The sequence below is a fragment of the Chryseobacterium sp. GP-SGM7 genome (assembly GCF_049166575.1).
Classification (GTDB): domain Bacteria; phylum Bacteroidota; class Bacteroidia; order Flavobacteriales; family Weeksellaceae; genus Chryseobacterium.
In genome coordinates this window covers 1,205,240-1,225,789 of the sequence record NZ_JBMHFF010000001.1, presented here as the reverse complement: position 1 = coordinate 1,225,789, position 20,550 = coordinate 1,205,240, and the positions used below count along the sequence as shown (strand labels likewise).

Below are 20,550 nucleotides of genomic sequence, written 5' to 3'. Positions count from 1 at the left end.
TAATACGTATGCCAAGATGTATTCCGCATGAAAAACATAATTTTCAATAACTTGATTATCAATTACTTAATTTGAAAATATCAATTTCATTGCAACAAAAAACCCTATCAAAATGATAGGGTCATTATCAGAATGATAATTATTTTCTAAGAAATTTTATATTCTTCTATTTTTCGGTATAAGGTTGCAATGCCAATTTCAAGCAGACGTGCGGTTTCTGCTTTATTTCCTTTCGTATGATTTAAAACTTTCTGAATCTGCATTCTTTCGGCACTTGCCATTGAAAACGCGGACATTAAATTGTTTTCTTTTTGATTTTTTTCAGAAATATTTTCGGAAATGTCGGTGGGAAGAGATTCAATATCCAAAATTGGAGAGTCTGTTAAAATCACACTTCGTTCAATAACATTTCTCAGTTCACGAATGTTACCTTTCCATTTGTGATTTTTTAATGCTTTTAAATAATCTGTAGAAACTTCTGAAATATTCTTACCAATTTTTCGGGAAAATGTTTTGAGAAAAAAATCAACAAGCAACGCAATATCTGGAGATCTTTCTCTTAACGATGGAAGATTGATTTTAAAAATATTAATTCTGTAATAAAGATCTTCTCTGAAGTTTCCTTTTTCTATTTCCAGTTCCAGATCTCTGTTGGTTGCAGCAATAATTCTTACATCTGTTTTTACAGATTTGCTGTCTCCAACCTTTAAAAACTCTCCGGATTCAAGAACCCTTAGTAATTTTGCCTGCAGATCCAAAGGCATTTCGCCAATTTCATCCAGAAAAACAGTTCCCAGATTGGCTTCTTCAAAAATACCCTTACTATCTTTTACAGCACCTGTGAAAGCACCTGCTTTATGGCCAAAAAGTTCATTTTCCAGCAAATCTTTTCCGAATGCCGAACAATTTACCGCTATAAAATTTTTATTACTTCTTTTGCTGGCTTGATGAATTGCCTGCGCAAAAACTTCTTTCCCTGTACCTGTTTCTCCGGTTAATAGAACAGTTGCATCGGTAACGGCCACTTTTTTGGCGGAATCAATAGAAGAAATCAAAACCTCGGATTTACCAATAATACTGTTAAAAGAATGTTTGTTTTCTAGCTGTTTTTCAAGCTGAAGAACACGTTTATTGAGTGCGGCTTTTTCCGCTGCTTTGTAAACTAAAGGAAGAATTTTTGTATTGTCGTCACCTTTTGTAATATAATCAAAAGCTCCGTTTTTAATCGCCATTACTCCATCAGGAATATTTCCGAAGGCAGTTAAAAGGATCGTTTCCACAACGGGGAATTTATCTTTAATGATTTTAGAAAACTCTACTCCATTACCATCCGGAAGCTTCACATCACAAATCACAATATCAATCTCAGAAACTTCTAATCTTTTGAGCCCTGTTTTCAGATTACTGGCTTCAAAAACTTCAAATCCTTCCAAACTGATAATGCGTGACAAAAGAGACCTAATTTTCTCTTCATCATCGATGATTAAAATAGTATTCAATGCTTTTAAATTATAACAGCAAAATTATAACTTTAAATTTATTAATAGGTATTAATAAGGTATACTCGATTATATTTCAAAATCATTTGCAAAATTATCTGAAGATTTTACATCTAAAGTGATTCTAAAAAAATTATACGCTTTTTCTAAAATTTTCAGAAAAAAACTTCTATTATTTTCCTGCCAATTTTCTCACCATTCCTTTAAAAATAAGCCCATGAAAAGGCAAAACAGAATACCAATACAGTCTTCCCGTTAAACCGTGCGGACGAAACACTGCTTTTTGCCATAGTTTTCCTTTGTAAACTTTAAACATCAGCCAGGCTTCACCGGGAAGTTTCATTTCTGCAAAAAGAATGAGTTTGCCTTCATCTTTATTGGCATATAAAACACGCCAAAAATCGAGAGCGTCACCTTCGTGAAGTTTTGTGGGACTTGTTCTACCACGCCGTAAGCCTGGTCCACCAACCATTAAATCAATAAAACCCCGTACTTTCCAGAGACTTTGCCCGTACCAACCTTTGTTGCCGCCTAAAGAAAAAACTCTGTCTAAACATTCATCTCTATCGTCAAATTCTTCAGTTCTCAAGTCAGTAAAACAGCCATATTTCGGAACATCAAGATAATCTTTCAAAGAAGAATCATTCCTGCTGCTAATGAAACTGTCTTTCCAGCTTGAAGCAATTTCATTATCCTGAATTTTTGCAAGTGTTTTCCGTAGAGCCGTTTCATAAGAAAAAGGCTGTACTCCTGTAATTCGTTTAATTTCTGATAGGCTTTCAGGTCTGCAGACCACTTCTATTTTCATACTTCCTACCAAAGCTGAAGCGAGATTATAAGAGGTAGAAGTGATAAAATAAAGCCAATAGGAAGACAATTTTGGCGTCATAACAGGAACGGTAAAAATTTTACGTTTCAATCCTCTAATTTGGGCAAATTGTAACAGCATTTCCTTGTAGGTCAAAATATTATCACAACCTATATCAAAATTTCTGTTATACGTTTTTTCTTTGAATAAGGTAAAAATCAGAAAATCCAGAACGTTGGCAATACCTATCGGCTGACATTTAGTATAAAGCCATTTTGGCGCTACCATTACTGGTAATTTTTCCACCAAATCTCTGATGATTTCAAAAGATGCGCTTCCCGAACCGATGATAATCCCTGCTCGCAATACGGTTGCTGGAATTTTACAGTTCATCAGAATTTTTTCGACTGCAAATCTTGAACTCAGATGTTCTGATAGTTCTTTTCCATTCGCCAGACCAGAAAGATAGATGATATGCTTACACTCTGAAGTTTCAATAAAATTAGAAAAATTGATGGCACATTTTTTTTCAACGTCTGCATAATCGTTACTGTTGCTCATCGAATGCATCAGATAATAAGCGCCTGAAATATCTTTTGGAATATTTTCAAGTGTTTCGGGTTTCAGAAAATCAACTTCTACCACGTCAATTTGAGCATCATCGATATCCACGTTTTTCGAAAAACGATTTTTATCCCGACAACAGCAAACCAATCGATAGCCTTGAGCTGCGATAACGTTAATCATTCTTTTCCCGATATATCCGGTTGCGCCGGTGAGCAGAATTTTTTTCATAATAAATGATGTTGGTGATTTTATCTTCGGTTAATGAGAAAATTATACCTTTTTTTAAAAGATGCCGGAAATAATCTCTGTTTTTCATTATTAAATCTCACTTTATGTTTAATATTTTCGTTTTTGGTTAAATGACATTAATTACAAAGAAGAATGCCCAACAAACTTTTAAAATTCAGATGATTGAAAGAAATATCTATTAAAACAGACCGAAGCACAAATTATTAATCTTCTCTTGGACTATCAAATAATTGGGGAAAAACGAGAAATTAGATATAAGAAATAAATGTTTTAATATCACTAAAAAAAAGTATCTCATTTTTATCATGATGTAGAAAAAGGAAATATAACCTCTAAATTCTTGCCGGAGAATTTGATAATAATGAAAAAGCATAACTTCTAAAATTGCTCTGCAAACTAAATGATTTCCATTCATATATTTATTTGAGTGTAAGAATTCTGATCTTAGTGAGATGAGTAAGCTGATTAAATAATTGTTTTTAAATATAAAAAAAAGCTGTCATGATATGACAGCCTTTAACAAAGAATTTATTATTTTATTTTGCTTTAAAATACACTCTTCTATTTGCTTTGTTTTTCCATTCCGGACACTTTGATGCAGGATCACATTCAGGATATTTCAAATCATTTTTTCCATTTCCCTGTGCTTCAAGCTTTGCAGATTCTACACCGTTTTTGATTAAATAATCTTTCACGTTGTTGGCTCTGTTCTCAGATAATTTTTGGTTGTAAGCTTCACTACCTCTTGTATCTGTAGCTCCTACAACAGTGTAAGAACCATTTGATGAATTGATGTATCCAACTGCATTGTTTAGAATTGGGGTGTTGCTAGAAACAATTTTATCTGAATTCAGTTCAAATTCAATCCCATCAAGTTTTGTTTCTGCTTCTGTTACTGCACCTGAGTTTGAAGCAGTGGTAGTAAGAGGGCAACCATTATTTTCCACAGGACCCGGAACTGTTACACATTTATCATATAAATCAATAACTCCGTCTAAGTCAACATCCAAAGCTACTCCAGATCCGTCAACTCTTGCTCCTGCAGGAGTATCTAATTGTCTGTCCCAATCGTCACAAACTCCGTCATTATCGGCGTCACCTGCTTTACAAACTTCAATATCGTTTATTTTTGATTCTAAAACTTCTGTTCTGTAATAGATTTCCTGCATAGGATCATGCCACATCAAGTGAGATTCGTGTTTTCCTAAATTAACAGTAAGACCTAAAGTTGCATTGAAGAAATTATCCGAAGTCTGGTCAGAGATTTTATTAATATCGCTGTATTGAGCTCCGCCTCCATCAAATTCGTCGTCAGTCGTTACAACATACATCAATCTACCTTCAAGATCTAATCTGTTTGATAATTTATATTTTAAACCTGCTCCGGCTTGTCCGAAGAAAGACTGTCCTTTAAAAGGCTTTACCTCCGTCATCAATCTTTGTCCAAATTCATCTTTTTGATAAGCTCTGTAAGCTAGTGTTCCTATACCTGCATAACCATGTAATGCCCATCTGTAAGGAGATTTGTTATCAACTCTTCTCATTAAATTTGAAAAATTAATATCTCCTAAAAGTGAGATCGCATCATACTGTGTTCTCGCTCCTACCTGCATATTAGCTGCTGCATTAGCAGGTGCTGCATCTTTTGTATTGAACCAACCTTGTCTGGTTTCGCCGCGATCATACTGTAATTTTAAACCAAAAGCGTGTGTTATCGCTTTATCAACACTGAAATAACCAGAATAACCGATAAGATTTTTGCCTCCTCCATTTTTAATAGAAGTTAAATCTGCAGATTGCAATAACGGAACTCCACCCCCGAAAGAGATCGACCAGTCGTTGAATCTCTTTGAAGATTGTCTGAAAGGCTGCACATTTGCCGAACCTGAAGAGAAAGTGTTAGGATATTCTCCGTTGCTGTTTACCATAATTGAATCCTGTGCAAATGCACATGACGGTACCGCTATCGCAAGCGATAAAATTGCTAGTTTTGTATTCATATAAAAAGTTTAATTATTTAAAATTTGAAGATAAGCACCAGAATATTTTATCCTGTGATTATACTTATCCAATTTCCCAAATGCACTTACAGTGCGGGTTTCAGCTGTGCCATCTTACATTCAATTACCATACCAAATAAACAATTTTTATAAAAGTAATTCATTTTTTTAATCATAAAATACTGATTAACAGAATAATTTAAATCAATATTAAATTTTAAATCAAAAGTATTATTATCACCCAATCAGATATAAAAACTATTATAATTCTAAAAAGTCTGTGCTTCTGTGATCTTTGTTCCTGATAAAATATAATGTCCTAGATAGAACAGTAAATGAATCGAATCATTAGGAATAAAAACCTGCAGGTTGTTGGAATTTAGCATCTCAAACTCCCACTGATTTTGAGTGCAGTGAAGGATCATTTCCTGGAGATCTCTATCTAAAAGCGCAAGTACAACCGCTATAACATCATTACTTTTCATTTCTGCATTAACAGTTTGGTTTATTTTATATTTTGACTGGAATATTCTCTTAGCAATCGGTATGCCATCAGAAAATATATATCCCTTAAAAAAAGGAATTGAACAAAATTCAATTCCTTTTTATTAAATAAGATATTCTTCCCTATTTAAGTTTTAAATCTTATCGATCATAGTAATTTTCTCAACTCTCGTCTTTGGTATTCTTTACAAGACTTATTCCTGATGAAAAAAAGATCAGTCCTAAAATTCCTATCACGGCCAACGAAGTGTATGCAGCACTTTTATTGATCACTTCATAACCTGCGTAAATGAGACCTATAACTCCTAATAGCGTAAGGATGGTTCCAAAAATTCTTTTAACGTTCATGATAATATTATTTAGAAATTCCTAATCAATATATGTGCCTTACATCCCAAAAAAATTTAAATTACAAATTAATATCCTCGAAAATAAGAATAGAACCGTAGGCAATTAGCTAAAGTTATTTCCGTTAAGTCTAAAAAAAGACAATTGATTTTTTACTTTATCGAAATTAATTTCCTGTCTGTGATTTCTAAGCCTTAATATATTATCTTTACGTTTCCTAAAGGCGTATGTTTACATTATCAGTTAGGATTATTATCATGATAGAAAATACTTTTGGAATTAATATCATTCCTGAAAATGAAATTCAGAGACTTGAAGCTCTACAGCGATATAAAATTACAGATACTCCATCTGAAGAAAGTTTTGACGGCATAGCAAAGCTTGCTGCTCAGATATTTAATGTTCCTATATCTCTTTTATCTCTTGTAGATGCTGAATCTGTATTTTTTAAAGCTAATATAGGAATGGGTAATGCCAAGAAAGCCAATCGTGGTAAAAGCCTTTGTGCACTTGCAATATTAGACAAAAGCGTGACTGTTTTTGAAGATGCTCTCAAAGAATCATGTCTTCGTGCAAACCCTAATGTTATTGGTGATTTTGGATTACGATTTTATGCAGGAGCTCCTTTGATTACTCATGATGGCTTTCTCATCGGGACATTATGTATTATAGATCAGAAGCCCAGAGAATTTGGTGATTCTGAAAGAGCTATTCTTGAAGGTTTGGCGAGAACGGCGATGGATCAGATTGAACTTCGAAGATCATCTTTAGAAACTATCGATCAATTACAATACATAAATAAACAACTGGTCAATACTCAGGAAGATCTAAAAAAAGCAGTACAGGAACTTGCAGAATTTAATGTGGAAATGGAAGCAACCAACGAAACCCTGAATTCTACAAATACTGAATTAAGCAAATCCTATGATCTCACTATTTCATTAAATAATGATTTAAAAAACAGCCAGCAACGCTTAGAATCTTTTATCAGTAAAGCACCGGTCGCATTCGGAATTCTTAGTGGTCGTAATTTGGTGATAGAAGTTGCCAATGAGATGATTTTAACAGTCTGGGGAAAAACATCATCCATTTTGGGACTGCCTCTGGAAGAAGCTTTACCCGAGCTGAAAGATCAACCTTATCTTTCGATATTAGACAATGTTTTTACATCCGGAAAAACATATGTTGGCGATACGGCTCCTGTAAAATTAGAAATTGACGGAATCCTAAGTGACTGCTACTTTGATTTTATTTATGAACCTTTAAAAAATACCGATGGTGAGACCATTGCCATCATTGTTATAGCCAATGACGTAACCGAACGTATCAATAAAAAAACTGAGCTGGAAAACCTAAATCAACAGCTTGAAATTGCACTAAATGCAGGACATTTAGGATCTTATAATTTAGATATTAAAACCGGAAAAATGACCTGTTCAGAAATCTGTAAGTCAAATTATGGTCTGAAAAAAGATGACCGGTTTGATTTGGCTGATCTCATGAATTGCATATTACCGGAATACCAGGAAGTTGTTTCCGAAAAAATAAAAAATTCGATAAAAACCGGTCTTCCTTATAATGCAGAATATCTTATAAAATGGCCCGATGAATCTCTTCATTGGATGAATGTATCCGGATTACCAAGCTATGATTCTGAAGGCAACCCTGCTCACATGACCGGTGTGACTGTAGATATCACCAAAAGAAAAAACTATGAAACGCAAAAAGATGATTTTCTGGGAATTGCAAGCCATGAATTAAAAACTCCTATCACAAGCTTAAAAGCAACGATTCAGCTTTTAACAAGATTAAAAGAAAATCCTAATCATCCGATGATACCAAGGCTCATTAATCAGTCTTCCCAAAGTCTCGAAAAGCTTAATGCTCTGGTTGATGACCTTCTCAATATGCACAGAATCAGCCAGGATCAGCTACAGCTGAAAAAACAGACTTTTAATATTTCGAAAATGATGGAAGGATGCTGTAATGATATTAGATTAGACGGACGATTTCAATTAATTATTGAAGGCGATCGGTCAGCAACCGTTACTGCAGATGAGCATAGCATTGAGCAAGTGATTGTAAATTTTGTAAACAACGCAGTAAAATATGCAGCAGATTCAAAAAAAATATACCTTATGATTGAATCTGCAGAAAAAAATATAAAAGTAACCGTAAGAGATTTCGGACAGGGAATAGATCCTACTGTTCAGCCCTACCTTTTCGACCGGTATTACAGAGCTAGTCATGAAGGCAGAAAATATTCAGGATTGGGATTGGGATTATACATATCATCAGAAATCATAAAAAAACACGGCGGAGAAATCGGTGTAGAAAGTAAGTTGGGTGAAGGAAGCAGTTTTTGGTTTACATTACCGTTATAGTATATTGAATGTATTTCCAGCAGGTTACCCTACCACAGTACAAAATAATCTTAAATTAATATCAATATTTAGCAAGATTGAAATAAGCAAGGCATAATAGTTGTATAGCAGTTATCACAACTAAGTTTATCAAATATTGTCTTTCTTAGTCTGCCAGTCAGGGTCTATTAAAGCATTTTTTTTTGAAAACCTCAAAAATAGCTTATCATAATGAATAATATTGATATTTATCTTCAGGCTTTAAATTCTGCTAATTCAGGTATTATCATTACTGATAATACACAGCCCGACAATCCTATTATTTATTGTAACCGCGCTTTTGAAACAATTACGGGATATTCCCACAACGAGATTATTGGTCACAATTGCCGTTTCCTACAGCAACAAGACCGCAATCAAAAAGAGAGGAAAATTATCAGAGAATCTATTGTAGAGCAAAAGGAGTGTAAGGTAGAAATGAGAAACTACAGAAAAAACGGTACTCTTTTTTGGAATGAGCTGTATATCTCTCCTGTAAAAAACCGCAATCAGGAAGTCACGCATTTTATAGGTGTTCAAAACGATATTACCGAAAGAAAACGAACAGAAAACGAACTCAGAGAAGAAAAATTGTCGGTCGAAAAAAAGATTGAAGAGAGAACTAAAGAATTGGTAGATAACGAAGCATTTCTCTCCAGTATTATTCAAACGGTACGAGAAAGTTTACTGGTTTTAGACAATGATTATAAAGTTCTGAGCGCAAACACACACTTTTTAAATTCCTTTAAAGTTACCAATGAAGATACAGTAGGAAAACTTCTTTTCGAACTGGGAAATCATCAGTGGGATATCCCATCTTTAAAAGATTTATTAACTAAAATATTACCAACCAATAATCCCGTAATAGATTATGAGGTAGAGCATGTCTTTCCTTTTATCGGAAAAAAAACAATGTTGCTTAATGCCTACAGAATTGAGTTTGAAGGGCAATATAAAGACCGAATTCTGATTGCCATTGAAGATATTACAGAAAAAAAGGAGCTTGACAGACGTAAAGATGATTTCCTCTCAATTGCAAGCCATGAACTGAAAACTCCTTTAACTACGATAAAAGGTCTGGTACAGCTTTTACAGAGAATGATCCCTGAAAACTCTAATGAACGCTATACTTCTATGCTGGAAAAAGTTTCTGTTCATGTAGACCGTCTTAATCATCTTATCACAGGATTACTAGACACTTCAAAGATACAATCCGGAAATATTGAAATTCATAAAGAACCTTTCAAAATAGATGAAATTTTGAATGATACTATCGAGACAATTTCAATTTCACAGCCAGACCACCATATCACCTTTAAAGGGATTACTGAATCAATTATTTTAGGTGATGATCTGCAAATATCTCAGGTCATTAATAATCTTATTTCTAATGCAATTAAATACTCTCCAAATTCAAAAAATATTGAGGTTTTTGCAAGCAAAGTTGGAAATTTTGTAAAAATATCTGTAAAAGATTATGGTGTAGGGATAAGCAGTCAGGATAAATCAAAAATATTTAACAGGTTCTACAGAGCCGGCAACATACAGAAAAAATTTCCGGGATTGGGGATCGGCTTATATATTTCTCACGAAATCATTGCCAATCACAACGGCACACTTTGGGTAGAAAGTGAACCAGGCGAAGGCTCAACCTTCAGTTTTACCCTTCCAATAATGAAAACTAATGATAATGAATAATAAGAAAATAATGGTCTGTGATGATGACCAAGGTATACTAGACGTCATACAAATGCTGCTGGAAACGGAAGATTTTACCGTTTTTACAGAAATAAACAGTCCTGATCTGATTGATAATATTAAAGAAAACACCCCTGATCTTCTTCTTTTAGATTTATGGATGCCGCTTTTATCCGGTGATCAGGTGCTCAAAACAATTCGTCAGATGGATGATATTAAAAATATTCCGGTAATCGTTTTATCGGCAAGCGTTGATGGCAGTGATATTGCCGCAGATGCCGGTGCAGATGCGTTTGTAGCCAAACCTTTTGATATGGATGATCTTGTTTCTAAAATTAAAGGTCTCTTGATGAATTAACCTATATTTTCCAAATTAAATCTTATCATTTCTCTATTACAGATCCCATATTTACATAAGGGTTATCTTACTGTGTTCCTTTTTCTATTCTACTTATTCTTATCATATTCAGACATGATTCTATTTTGGAATACGTTTTGTTAATGTCCTCAATAACAGCTAATAATCAAACGATGAATAAAACTGCTATAAAACCAAAAAAAAATATCAAGAAAATAATACTTTGGACAGGAGGAATTTTTATTGCCGTTGCATGCATATTTCCTTTTGCTTTAGATTATTATCTGCAAAGAAAACTTCCTGATCTCATCAATGAAAAAACTCCGTATAAAGTTGAAATTAAGGATTTTAATCTGAGCCTGATTAATGGTAATCTCACAGCTTCTGATCTGAAAATCAACACTAAAAATCCTAACGACACGTCTGTTACACAAATCAATGGAAGTATTAAGAGTATCAATATTGTAGATGTAGGTATTCTGAAAGCAGTTTTTAATAAAAAATATTATGCAGAAAGCTTTTTATTAAAAGATTCTGACATAAAAGTAAAACTAGCGAAATCTAAAAAAAATAAAGATTCAAAAAATTCAAATTTAGACCTTCATATCAACAATGTAGCATTGAGCAATGTGACTGCAGATATAGAAAATAGCATAGGTAAACCCATTTTCAAAGGTAAAAATATACATGTACAACTGAAAGATATTAAACAGAGTGAGAAAAAATCAAAAATTCCTCTGGCATTTTCAGAGTTTAAAATTAATGCCGATGAGGTAAAAATTGGTGTGAATGATAACTACGAAATTATCGCTGACAAAATAAATGCAGCAAACAAAAAGCTGGAACTGTCACAATTTCATCTTAAACCATTAAAGTCTGCCCGTCAATACAATTCAAAAAATGTTTTTGATTTTTCCACCCAACGTTTAACCGCAGAAAACTTTAATGTAAGCCAGGATTCATTGATAGTTTCTGACATCATTTTTGAACAACCTGATTTAAAAGTATATTCCACAGGAAAAAACAGTGTTGATAAAACCGAAAATCCTAAAGAAATCGACTTAAAGATAGGTCTGAAAAATATTTTCTTTAAAAAGGGAAAAATTAATGTTTATCAAAGCAATAATGAAAAAACAGCGTCAGTTGATAATTTTAATTTTAATCTGAGTGATATTGTTTTTGATAAAAATACAGTGAAAGAAAAAATTCCTTTCCGATTTACAAAACACGATATTGAGGCGGAAAATATTTACTTTAAAGCAGATCCTCTTCAGGCTATTAAAATCAAAAATATTTCTTCAAAAAATTCGGATATTACAATTGACGGATTTGAGATGATTGCTTTAGGTAAGAGTACAACCAGAGATCTTTTTACCGTCAATACAAAACAGATCAAAATCCTGAAGAACCAGAGTAAATATTCCGGTCAGAAGCTGAATGTTAAATTTCAGGGTATAGAAGTGAATAATCCAGATGTAAAAATTATTTCTGCGGTTAATAAGAAGAAAACGGCACAAAAACCCACTACTCCGCCAGAATTCAACGCTGAAATCGGATTCTTGCATATCAACAACGGAAAAATTTCTCAGAAATACCAAAATACAGCTAAAATGTCGGTTGGGAAATTGGATATCAAATTAGACCAGATCATTTCAGACAATAAAATATTAAAAAGCTACCTTCCTTTTACAACTAAGAAAAGCAGTATTATTGCTGAAAATATCTATCTGGATGCGGGTAAATACTACAAATTAAAATTAGGTCAGATTAAAAATAACGGAAAGATCACAGAAATCAACAGTTTCAATTATCTTCCAAAATACTCCAGGGCTGGTTTCAGTAAAGTCATTGCTAAAGAAGAAGATCTTTATACCATTACAGCGAAAAAAATAAATATATCAGATAATTTCTCAATATTTGACGAGCATAAAAGTATTGATTTGAATTCAATCGACATTGATGGTTTAGACTGCAACATTTACCATGATTTGGCACCGCCGGATGACGTTGCGGTACGTTACCTTTTCAGCAAAAAACTTCGTGAAGTAAAAATTCCTCTGTTCATTAAAAAAATTAATCTTAAAAATTCAAATCTTGAATATGAAGAAAATGCTGAAAACAGCAATATACCGGGAAAACTAAGTTTTAACCGTTTTCAGGCGGTTATTTCAAATGTGAATAATGCAAAAATCAAAGGCAGACCAACAATTATTAATACCGATGCATCATTCAATTTCTATGGAACTGCTCCTACAAAAGTAAACTGGAAATTTGATGTGACCGACAAAGCCGATAAATTTACCATCAAAGGAAGTATAGAAAAGCTTTCTGCTGAAAATGTAAACCTTTTTGTGCGACCTTATCTGAATATTACATTAGATGGAAATATTGATTATCTCAAATTTGACTATTATGGAAGTAATGCAGGTATAGCCGGAAAATTCTACTTTAAGTATAATGATATGTACGTCAATTTCCTTAATAAAAAGGGAAATGAGAGAAAGCTTCTGAGTAAAGTTGCCAATTGGTTTGTAAAAGATGAATCAACAGGAGAACCCAACCACGTTCTCATTGAAAAGAAAAGAGAGCCGGAAAGAAGTTTTTTCAGTATGCTATGGCAAGGACTGATGGAAGGGCTCAAAAAATATCTTATTTAATCATGCAAAATCAACATTTTGTTTGTCATTTCATAGGAATATAAACGTTTATTTTCAGAACTTTTAGATTTGTATGAAATGACAAACAATTGTTATAACAAAGTTCGTTATTTTTTTACGCACATTTACTATACGTTTTAACTGTCAATTGACAACAAATTAACAATTTTTTACGTATTTAAAAGAATTTACGCATAAACTCCAGACTTTTTACAGCCAGTTCATCAGCGTCATAAGGCGACTTCTGCCAAAGTGAAACCATCTGCTGCATTCCCGGAATGGATGACGAGAAATTTTCTAAAACCAAATTTCCTTCAAAATTAATGGTTTTTAAGGCTTTGAAAAGTTCGTTCCAATCAACAGTTCCTTCGCCCAGCATTCCCCGGTGAGATTCTGTAATGTGAACGTGTTTCAGTTTTTTATCGGCGAGAATTATCGGGTCATAAAAATTATTTTCCTCAATATTCATATGGAATGTATCAAGATGGAGAAATAGATTTTCTTTTCCAGTTTTTTTGATTAAATCCAAAACATTTTTTGCCGTATTACAAACGTAAGATTCATAACGATTGATGGGTTCAATTCCGATATTTATACCTTTTTTTTTGGCATAATCTGCAATATTACTCCAAACTTCCGTGATGATTCCAGCTTCATTTTCTGTCAAAGGATTTCCTGAAAAAACACCGATTCCGCCGTGAAGTACGCCACCTAAAAAATCGGTTTCCAACTCTGAGGTTTTATCTACAGCTTGCTTGATTAATTTTTCTGCAGCTTTTGGATAAAACGCAATGTGCGCTTCTTTTGGTAAATTTAAAGAACAAACGACATCCAGATTATGGTCTTTCAATTGTTGTTTTACCTCTTTTGAATTAAATTCCATCGAAGTTGGCAAGAGGATTTCTATTAAATCAAAACCTGCTTTTCCTGTTTTATCGATGGCATATTTCCCTGCTTCCGGCGTCCAAACTGGTGTTATCCAAGAAAGAAGTGAAGCACCGAATTTTACATTCATATTGTTTATTTTTGATTTATATTTAAAATTTAATTCATTAGAAAACCCACCATTCTGTTCTTACGCCAAGATAAGTTCCGAATCTTTTCGCCCCGGATTGTTGCAAAAAAGGTGAATAGAGACTGTTCATTGCCTGATTGTTATATCGGGAAACTTCGGCAATAAGACGGATGTGCGGTCTTGCCCAAACGCTTCTTTCAGCAGTAGGAACAATCGTTGGAGCCAGAACTAGTTTTACCATGGAAGCCGGGTTTTGATTTCCGTCTGTTCTTGATGCGTAATGCAGTTCCGACAAAATATGAAACCAATTATTCACATAATAAGTCGCTCGTAAACCTGTATTAAATTCAGATTTTTTATTGAAAATTTCTCTGTTGTAATGGTCCAAAGCTTTATTATCACTATTAGAGCCGCCTTTGCTCATCGTGAAAACGGCATAGGCATTTGCAGACCAGCGGTTGGAAAGATTCAGTAAAATATGTTCTACTGCGGTTAAAGAATACGCACCCTTATAAGTTTTGGTAATTTCATTCGGAGCACCGTAAGTTCGCCAGGTTTGAGTATTGCCGCTGTCTCCGCCATTGGCAATTCCTGTTCCGTATCGTACCGAAATTTGATTAAAAGAACCAGCTATTTTTGTTTTTAAATTAGAATTCAGCTTCCCGCCAAAAACCCAGCCTTGGTCTGATGCATATTGCTCCATAGAATTTTTTCCTGATTTGTCCAGATTATGAAATTCAGCCAAAAGTTTAAGTTGATGAATATTATTTTTAAAAGGAATTGTCTGTTCGAGAATCATCACTTCTCTTTGTCTGTAAATCAGATTTTTGGTTCCGCTGATCACATTCGTATAAGAATATGGTGTTGAATTGGTTGCGGCTGTATCAATTGCAGCGGGAAAAAACATAGAAAATCTGGTATTTTTATGTCTAAAACCCCAACCTGTCGCAGAGTGGTCATCAAAATAAAAATAATCCGCAATATGAACGTCATCGTATCTCAGCCAACGTGAACCAGCCCAAACATCCCAATTGCTTCCCATAATATTTCTGGCTTCCACAAACGCTTCAGGCAATGCGATAATCATCCCGTGATTTGATTTTGAATCTACATTTCCCAGAAAAGTTCCGCCGGAATAAAAACTCAATCTTGCCTGCATATCGATTTTTGTTGCTTTTGCACTATCGCCATTCGCAACCGGAGTGAAATGAAAAGCCGGCAAAAAATCTACATAATCACCCTGATCCATTCTTCCACCAAGCGAACCTTGATTATTAAGATTCAGCTGTCTTCCCGTTTTTCCATCAGCATTTGGAGAATATCCCGCGCCAATTCTGCCCGTTGTTCCGAAAGAAAAATCTTTGTTGGTAATCACAATCTGAGCAAAAGAAACCTGAGCAATGAGGAGCAAAACCCCAAAGCTGTATTTTAAAGCATTGATTTTCATCGTTTATTTAAGAGTTTTCGGTTTATAAAACTTTAAAGCAAACAGGAGAATCACAACATAGCAAATAATAGGAAGAAGATAAGCGTGTGCAATATCTGTTTCTGCTATTTTACCCATTAATGGCGGGAAAACTGCACCTCCAAACATCGCCATTACAAGAAATGAAGATGCTTGCGGAACTTTGCTTCCCAATCTCTTCAGACCAAGGCTGAAAATTGTCGGGTACATTACGCTCAGGAATAAGTTCAATAATATCAGACTGATAAATGATGCCCAACCGAAACTTTGCGAGATAATTAAACATAAAATAATATTACACGTTGTAAAAATTGCCAAAAGCTTATTCGGAGCAATGAATTTCATTAAAAATGTTCCCACAAAACGCCCGATCATCATCATTGCCATACTTAATGAAAAATAGTAAGAAGCCTGAATCTCCGGCAAATGCATCTTTTCCACTCCATAATTGATGAAATAAGCCCAGGTTCCGCCTTGCGCAGCAATGTTGAAAAACTGTGCAACCACAGCGAATATAAAATGTCTCTGTTTGTAAAGTGGTGCGTGTGGATCTGAAACCGAAGCTTCTACTCCATTTTCATTTTCTGAAATCTGAATATCTTCTGCGTGCGGGTCTTTCAGACTCGGAACTTTTATGAAAGAAAAAATAATGGTAATTGCTAAAATCACAACGCCAATCCAGGTATATAAATCTTTCACAGAATCCAGCGAATTATCATTTAATCCAGATTTTCCAAAGATGAAAAATCCGCCCAATAGCGGACCAATAATTGCTCCCAATCCATTAAATGACTGTGCGAAATTTACACGCTGATCACTCGTTTTTTCATTTCCCAACGCGGCTACAAAAGGATGCGCCACAGTTTCTAAAGTTGCCATTCCCATTGCCAGAACAAAAAGTGCGATTCTGAAAAAATTAAATGACATTTCATTGGCAGCCGGAATAAAAAGAAATGAGCCAAGCGCAAAAAGTGATAATCCCAAGATAACTCCTTTCTTGTAGCCAAATTTTTTCATAAAATATCCCGCAGGAATTCCCATCAAAGCGTACGCTCCGAAAATTGATAGTTGCACCAAGCCTGATTCCGATTTAGAAATTTTCAGGACATTCTGGAAATGTTTATTCAACACATCACCCATTGTGAGAGCAATAGCCCAAAAGAAAAATAACGAAATAACGAATGCCAGTACGACATAATATTTCTTTTCTGTAAATTTTGCAGTATTCATAGTTTTGATTTTTAAAAGGTTGGACTGAAATGCTCTTCTCTGAAATTTCTGAATTCTTCATACGAATAATCCGGACAAGCACCAGATTTGGAAGTAATGAAAGCGCCTAAAGAAACGGCCTGCCTCATAATTTCATCCGGAGATTTCCCCTGGATTCTTTTAGATAAAAATCCTGCTAAAAAAGAATCTCCGCTTCCCACAGTATCATTAACGTCAATAGAAACGGCTGGAAATGTATATTTTTCTTTCCCTACAAAATATCTTGCGCCTTTGCTTCCTTTGGTCAATACAATTTCATTCAGGTCAAAGTAATTTTGGATATGTTGGATACTTTTGTCTTCATCAATATAATTTTCGCCCAAAAATTCGATGATCTGTCTCAGTTCAGCCTTATTCATTTTTACCAGATCGGCTTTACCTAAAAGTGTTTTAACCAATTCAAAATCAATGAAAGGCGGACGAAAATTGACATCAAAAATTCTGAATTTTGAATAATCTACCAATTCAAGTAATGTGTTTTTCGATTCTTCATTTCTTGCAATCAAACTTCCGAAAACGAAAGCTTCTGAATTTTGAATTAATTCTTTGTGTTCAGAAAAAATCTTAATGTGATCCCAAGCTACATTACCGATAATGTCATAATGCGCTTCGCCGTGTTCATCAAATGTTGCAAGAACAGTTCCCGTAGGTTTTTCTTCATCAATTTGGATGAAATCTGTAGAAATTTTCCAGTCTTCCAATTGATTGATAAGTTTATTGCCCAATTCATCATTGCCGATTTTGCTTATCATTTGTACTTTAATACCCATTTTATCAAGATTATATGCGACATTAAATGGGGCTCCTCCAGCTCGGGAATCTGTAGGAAAAATGTCCCAAAGTATTTCTCCGAAACATACAGCGTAATTATTATTTTTATTATTCATTTTGATTAAACGTTTAAGTAATTAAGTAAAAAAATTATTTGACAGAGTTCTGAAGAATTAAACTTGCTGATAAAGTTATTTTCTTCGATGTTTTAGAATATTGATTGATTTGCGAGTCTAGAATGGCTATTGCTTCATCTGCCATTTCTTCTAACGGCTGTTTGATATGAGTAATTTCTGCAGGAAATAATTGATAGGCGTCTGTTTCATCAAAAGCCAAAACTGAAACATCCTGCGGAACTTTGATATTATTTTTGATAAGATAAGCCAATCCTGCAACTGCAAGTTTATTACTGGAAAAATATAAAGCTATGTTTTTTGGATTTTTTCCCAAAGCATCACTCAAGCTGGCTTGAATCTCATCACTGATATTTTCAATTCCTACTAATATTTTCTTTACTAAAATATCATTTTTAAATTCAGAAATACAAGATTCGAAGCCTTTTTGTCTGTCTAAAAGATGTTCCAGTTTTGTATCATACCCAATATAAATAATTTGGTCAAATGCTTTTTGTAAAAGAAAATCGGTAGTCGTTTCTGCAATTTCCCTATTATTTAGAATAACTCCGGGAAGATTGATGCCTTTTAAATATCTGTCGATGGTAACAACAGGATAATTTTTTTCAATTAATTTCAAAAGAGAACCCTCAGAACCAACAACGGGGGCTACAATCATTCCATCTACCTGTTGCTGGGAAAAAAGCTCAATCAGTTTTTCAAATTTACCGGCATTTTCATCAGAACTTCCGATAATCAAAGTGTAGCCTAACTGCAAAGCTTTATCTTCAAGTTTTCTCGCAATATTAGAATAAAATTCATTTGAAATATCGGCAACGATAAGACCTAACAACTTAGATTTATTATTCTTTAAACTTCTGGCGTTTCTGTTGGGAATATAGTTAATAGTTTCAGCTACTTCAAAAATTTTTTTCTTGGTGTCTTCACTGATTCGCTGACCTTCTTTTCTGTTAAGAACATAAGATACTGTTGCAACGGAAACTCCTGCAATTCTGGCAATATCTTTTATGGATGCTCTTTTCATTGACCTTATTATTTTGCAAAGTATTTTATAAATTATTAAAAAAACAATAGTCAAAAATATTTGCACAATTCAAAATAAAATGTAATTTCGCAAATTTGTGAAATCAAAAATTTTAAAATATAAATATTTGTATTTCAATGATTTATAATTAAATTATAATTAATACATTTTTGATACTTAACCAGAAATTCATTTATAATTAATTTTTGGTTAAACGTTTATTCAAAAAAATTTATTATTTTTTATAATAGCAGTTGACAAAAATCAAAATTTATTCAATTACCAAAAAAATTAGCCCAAAATCAGATTACAAAATATTTACAGCATTTCACCTTTTAATTCTTAAAACTTTCAAGCTTTCTTAAGATTGGCTTTGTTTTTGCCAACCAAGGATTATGAAAACAATTTATATCGTAGAAGATGAGACAGGCATCAGAGATGCATTACAGCTACTCCTGTCATTTGAAAATTATGATGTGCGTTCTTTTGCAACCGTTGAAGCATTCAACAGCAGAGACAAATCTGTAAATCCTGATATTTTTATTCTGGATGTAAGACTTCCCGACGGATCTGGTACAGATTTATGCAATCAAATTAAGGAAGATGAAGCTACTTCAAAAATTCCTGTAATGATTATCAGTGCACATGCAAAGGCTGAAAATGTGATAAATTCCTGCGAAGCCGATGAATTTATCCCCAAGCCTTTTGATATTGATGATGTGTTGATAAAAATTGAAAAACTAACTTCTTAACAGAATAAATTTATATAAAGTATCCGCCTCAGTTGTGAGACGGATACTTTGATACTTAGATGATTTTATGAAATTGCTTTCGATTCAATAATCAAAAAATAAGCAATACGGTCTTTAATGAGCCATTTTCCGTTTTGGTTGACGTAAAAATCATCGTATTTTACGCTGTAATCTGTCAAAACATTCTTTCCTTCCACTTCTCGTACCATTTTTAACTGCGAGAATGAAATTCCAACAGCAGTTTCTCCATCAATTTTTACGGTATGCTGTCCGTTTAAGGTAAAATAGGTTTTCACTTCATTGGCGTGACCGTTAAAATTCTTTTCCACATCTTCTCTCCCCGAAACACTGGAAACCAAATTCCCATTCATATAAACTTTATAGGTAAGGTCTGGAGTGAACAAATCCATCACCTGCGGGATTTTTTTTCCATCGCCCAGATAAGCGTAATCATCGATCAAGTTTCTTAAATCTTCTTTTGTTTTTAAAATTTCTAGTGTCATAATTTTGTTGTTTTAAATTTTTCTTTATTCTTACCCAACAAAATTATATTATATTTACTTACATTTTATTAGTCATTACTTAAAGGTTAGTAACTAACAAATTAATTATTCATGAAAAAATCAACAGAAATCCAGACAGAAAATAAAGAATTTACCGAAGAATGCCACAAGATTTTAACGGCAGTTTCCGACGCATTATATGTCATTGGTGGAAAATGGAAACTGATGATTATCATTGCAATGGCGAGAGGAAACAAACGATTCACAGAAATTCAAAGACAAGTCACAGGAATTTCTGCACGTGTACTTTCCAGCGAACTGAAAGATTTGGAACTGAATGGTTTTATCATCAAAAAAGTGGAAAATGGCTATCCTGTAAGTATTGAATATGAATTGCTTCCTTACAGCCAGACTTTAGAAGAACTGGTCAATGCAATGACAAAATGGGGAATTCAACATCGAAAGAAGGTAAAAGCTGAGATGCGCAATAAAAATAAAATCAAGAATTAATCTCAAACCCGTACCTT

16 protein-coding genes are annotated in these 20,550 nt (G+C 33.7%); 6 read left to right on the top strand and 10 right to left on the bottom strand.

Annotated elements, in window-relative coordinates; translation table 11 throughout:
* Window positions 1-146: 146 nt before the first annotated feature.
* The 4 genes from ACOOWA_RS05380 to ACOOWA_RS05365 all read right to left on the bottom strand — a co-directional run bounded on the left by ACOOWA_RS05380 (window position 147) and on the right by ACOOWA_RS05365 (window position 5,975).
* Window positions 147-1,499, bottom strand: coding sequence for a sigma-54-dependent transcriptional regulator (locus ACOOWA_RS05380; protein ID WP_421373758.1), 1,353 nt, complete (start codon window positions 1,497-1,499; stop codon window positions 147-149).
* 172 nt (window positions 1,500-1,671) lie between these two features.
* On the bottom strand, window positions 1,672-3,102 hold the full coding sequence (locus ACOOWA_RS05375; protein WP_421373757.1) for an SDR family oxidoreductase: 1,431 nt from the start codon (window positions 3,100-3,102) through the stop codon (window positions 1,672-1,674).
* Window positions 3,103-3,659: 557 nt separating this feature from the next.
* Complete coding sequence (locus tag ACOOWA_RS05370) at window positions 3,660-5,123, bottom strand: OmpA family protein (protein ID WP_421373756.1); 1,464 nt, start codon at window positions 5,121-5,123, stop codon at window positions 3,660-3,662.
* Between the two features lie 666 nt (window positions 5,124-5,789).
* A complete protein-coding gene (locus tag ACOOWA_RS05365; RefSeq protein ID WP_421373755.1) occupies window positions 5,790-5,975 on the bottom strand; it encodes a hypothetical protein in 186 nt (61 codons plus the stop codon).
* A gap of 227 nt (window positions 5,976-6,202) precedes the next feature.
* On the opposite strand from ACOOWA_RS05365, the gene ACOOWA_RS05360 reads away from it, so the two are divergent.
* The 4 genes from ACOOWA_RS05360 (at window position 6,203) to ACOOWA_RS05345 (ending at window position 13,090) form a co-directional block, all read left to right on the top strand.
* Entirely contained in the window at window positions 6,203-8,359 is a 2,157-nt protein-coding gene (locus tag ACOOWA_RS05360; RefSeq protein ID WP_421373754.1) for an ATP-binding protein, read from the top strand.
* Window positions 8,360-8,569: 210 nt separating this feature from the next.
* On the top strand, window positions 8,570-10,075 hold the full coding sequence (locus tag ACOOWA_RS05355) for a PAS domain S-box protein (protein ID WP_421373752.1): 1,506 nt from the start codon (window positions 8,570-8,572) through the stop codon (window positions 10,073-10,075).
* Window positions 10,068-10,433, top strand: coding sequence for a response regulator (locus ACOOWA_RS05350; protein ID WP_421373751.1), 366 nt, complete (start codon window positions 10,068-10,070; stop codon window positions 10,431-10,433). The genes ACOOWA_RS05355 and ACOOWA_RS05350 overlap by 8 nt, the downstream gene beginning before the upstream one ends.
* Before the next feature lie 173 nt (window positions 10,434-10,606).
* Window positions 10,607-13,090: a hypothetical protein gene (locus tag ACOOWA_RS05345; protein WP_421373750.1), complete on the top strand. Its 2,484-nt coding sequence runs from the start codon at window positions 10,607-10,609 to the stop codon at window positions 13,088-13,090.
* A 178-nt stretch (window positions 13,091-13,268) separates the two neighbouring features.
* Here the strand turns inward: ACOOWA_RS05345 and ACOOWA_RS05340 are convergent, their stop codons facing one another.
* The 5 genes from ACOOWA_RS05340 to ACOOWA_RS05320 are packed head-to-tail and all read right to left on the bottom strand — an operon-like array spanning window position 13,269 to window position 18,768.
* A complete protein-coding gene (locus tag ACOOWA_RS05340; RefSeq protein WP_421373748.1) occupies window positions 13,269-14,105 on the bottom strand; it encodes a sugar phosphate isomerase/epimerase family protein in 837 nt (278 codons plus the stop codon).
* A 37-nt stretch (window positions 14,106-14,142) separates the two neighbouring features.
* Window positions 14,143-15,552, bottom strand: a complete 1,410-nt coding sequence (locus ACOOWA_RS05335; RefSeq protein WP_421373746.1) for a carbohydrate porin — start codon at window positions 15,550-15,552, stop codon at window positions 14,143-14,145.
* Between the two features lie 3 nt (window positions 15,553-15,555).
* The gene (gene fucP / locus ACOOWA_RS05330; protein ID WP_421373745.1) at window positions 15,556-16,800 is read right to left on the bottom strand and encodes an L-fucose:H+ symporter permease; all 1,245 of its coding nucleotides are present in this window, start codon (window positions 16,798-16,800) and stop codon (window positions 15,556-15,558) included.
* An 11-nt stretch (window positions 16,801-16,811) separates the two neighbouring features.
* On the bottom strand, window positions 16,812-17,726 hold the full coding sequence (locus ACOOWA_RS05325) for a carbohydrate kinase family protein (RefSeq protein WP_421373744.1): 915 nt from the start codon (window positions 17,724-17,726) through the stop codon (window positions 16,812-16,814).
* 34 nt (window positions 17,727-17,760) lie between these two features.
* Window positions 17,761-18,768, bottom strand: coding sequence for a LacI family DNA-binding transcriptional regulator (locus ACOOWA_RS05320; protein WP_421373743.1), 1,008 nt, complete (start codon window positions 18,766-18,768; stop codon window positions 17,761-17,763).
* Window positions 18,769-19,163: 395 nt separating this feature from the next.
* Here ACOOWA_RS05320 and ACOOWA_RS05315 point away from each other — a divergent pair, with 395 nt between their 5' ends.
* Window positions 19,164-19,520, top strand: a complete 357-nt coding sequence (locus ACOOWA_RS05315) for a response regulator (protein WP_421373741.1) — start codon at window positions 19,164-19,166, stop codon at window positions 19,518-19,520.
* A 65-nt stretch (window positions 19,521-19,585) separates the two neighbouring features.
* Here the strand turns inward: ACOOWA_RS05315 and ACOOWA_RS05310 are convergent, their stop codons facing one another.
* Window positions 19,586-20,023, bottom strand: a complete 438-nt coding sequence (locus ACOOWA_RS05310; RefSeq protein WP_421373740.1) for a nuclear transport factor 2 family protein — start codon at window positions 20,021-20,023, stop codon at window positions 19,586-19,588.
* Between the two features lie 111 nt (window positions 20,024-20,134).
* Between ACOOWA_RS05310 and ACOOWA_RS05305 the strand changes: the two genes are divergently transcribed.
* The gene (locus ACOOWA_RS05305) at window positions 20,135-20,533 is read left to right on the top strand and encodes a winged helix-turn-helix transcriptional regulator (RefSeq protein ID WP_421373739.1); all 399 of its coding nucleotides are present in this window, start codon (window positions 20,135-20,137) and stop codon (window positions 20,531-20,533) included.
* Window positions 20,534-20,550: the final 17 nt, after the last annotated feature.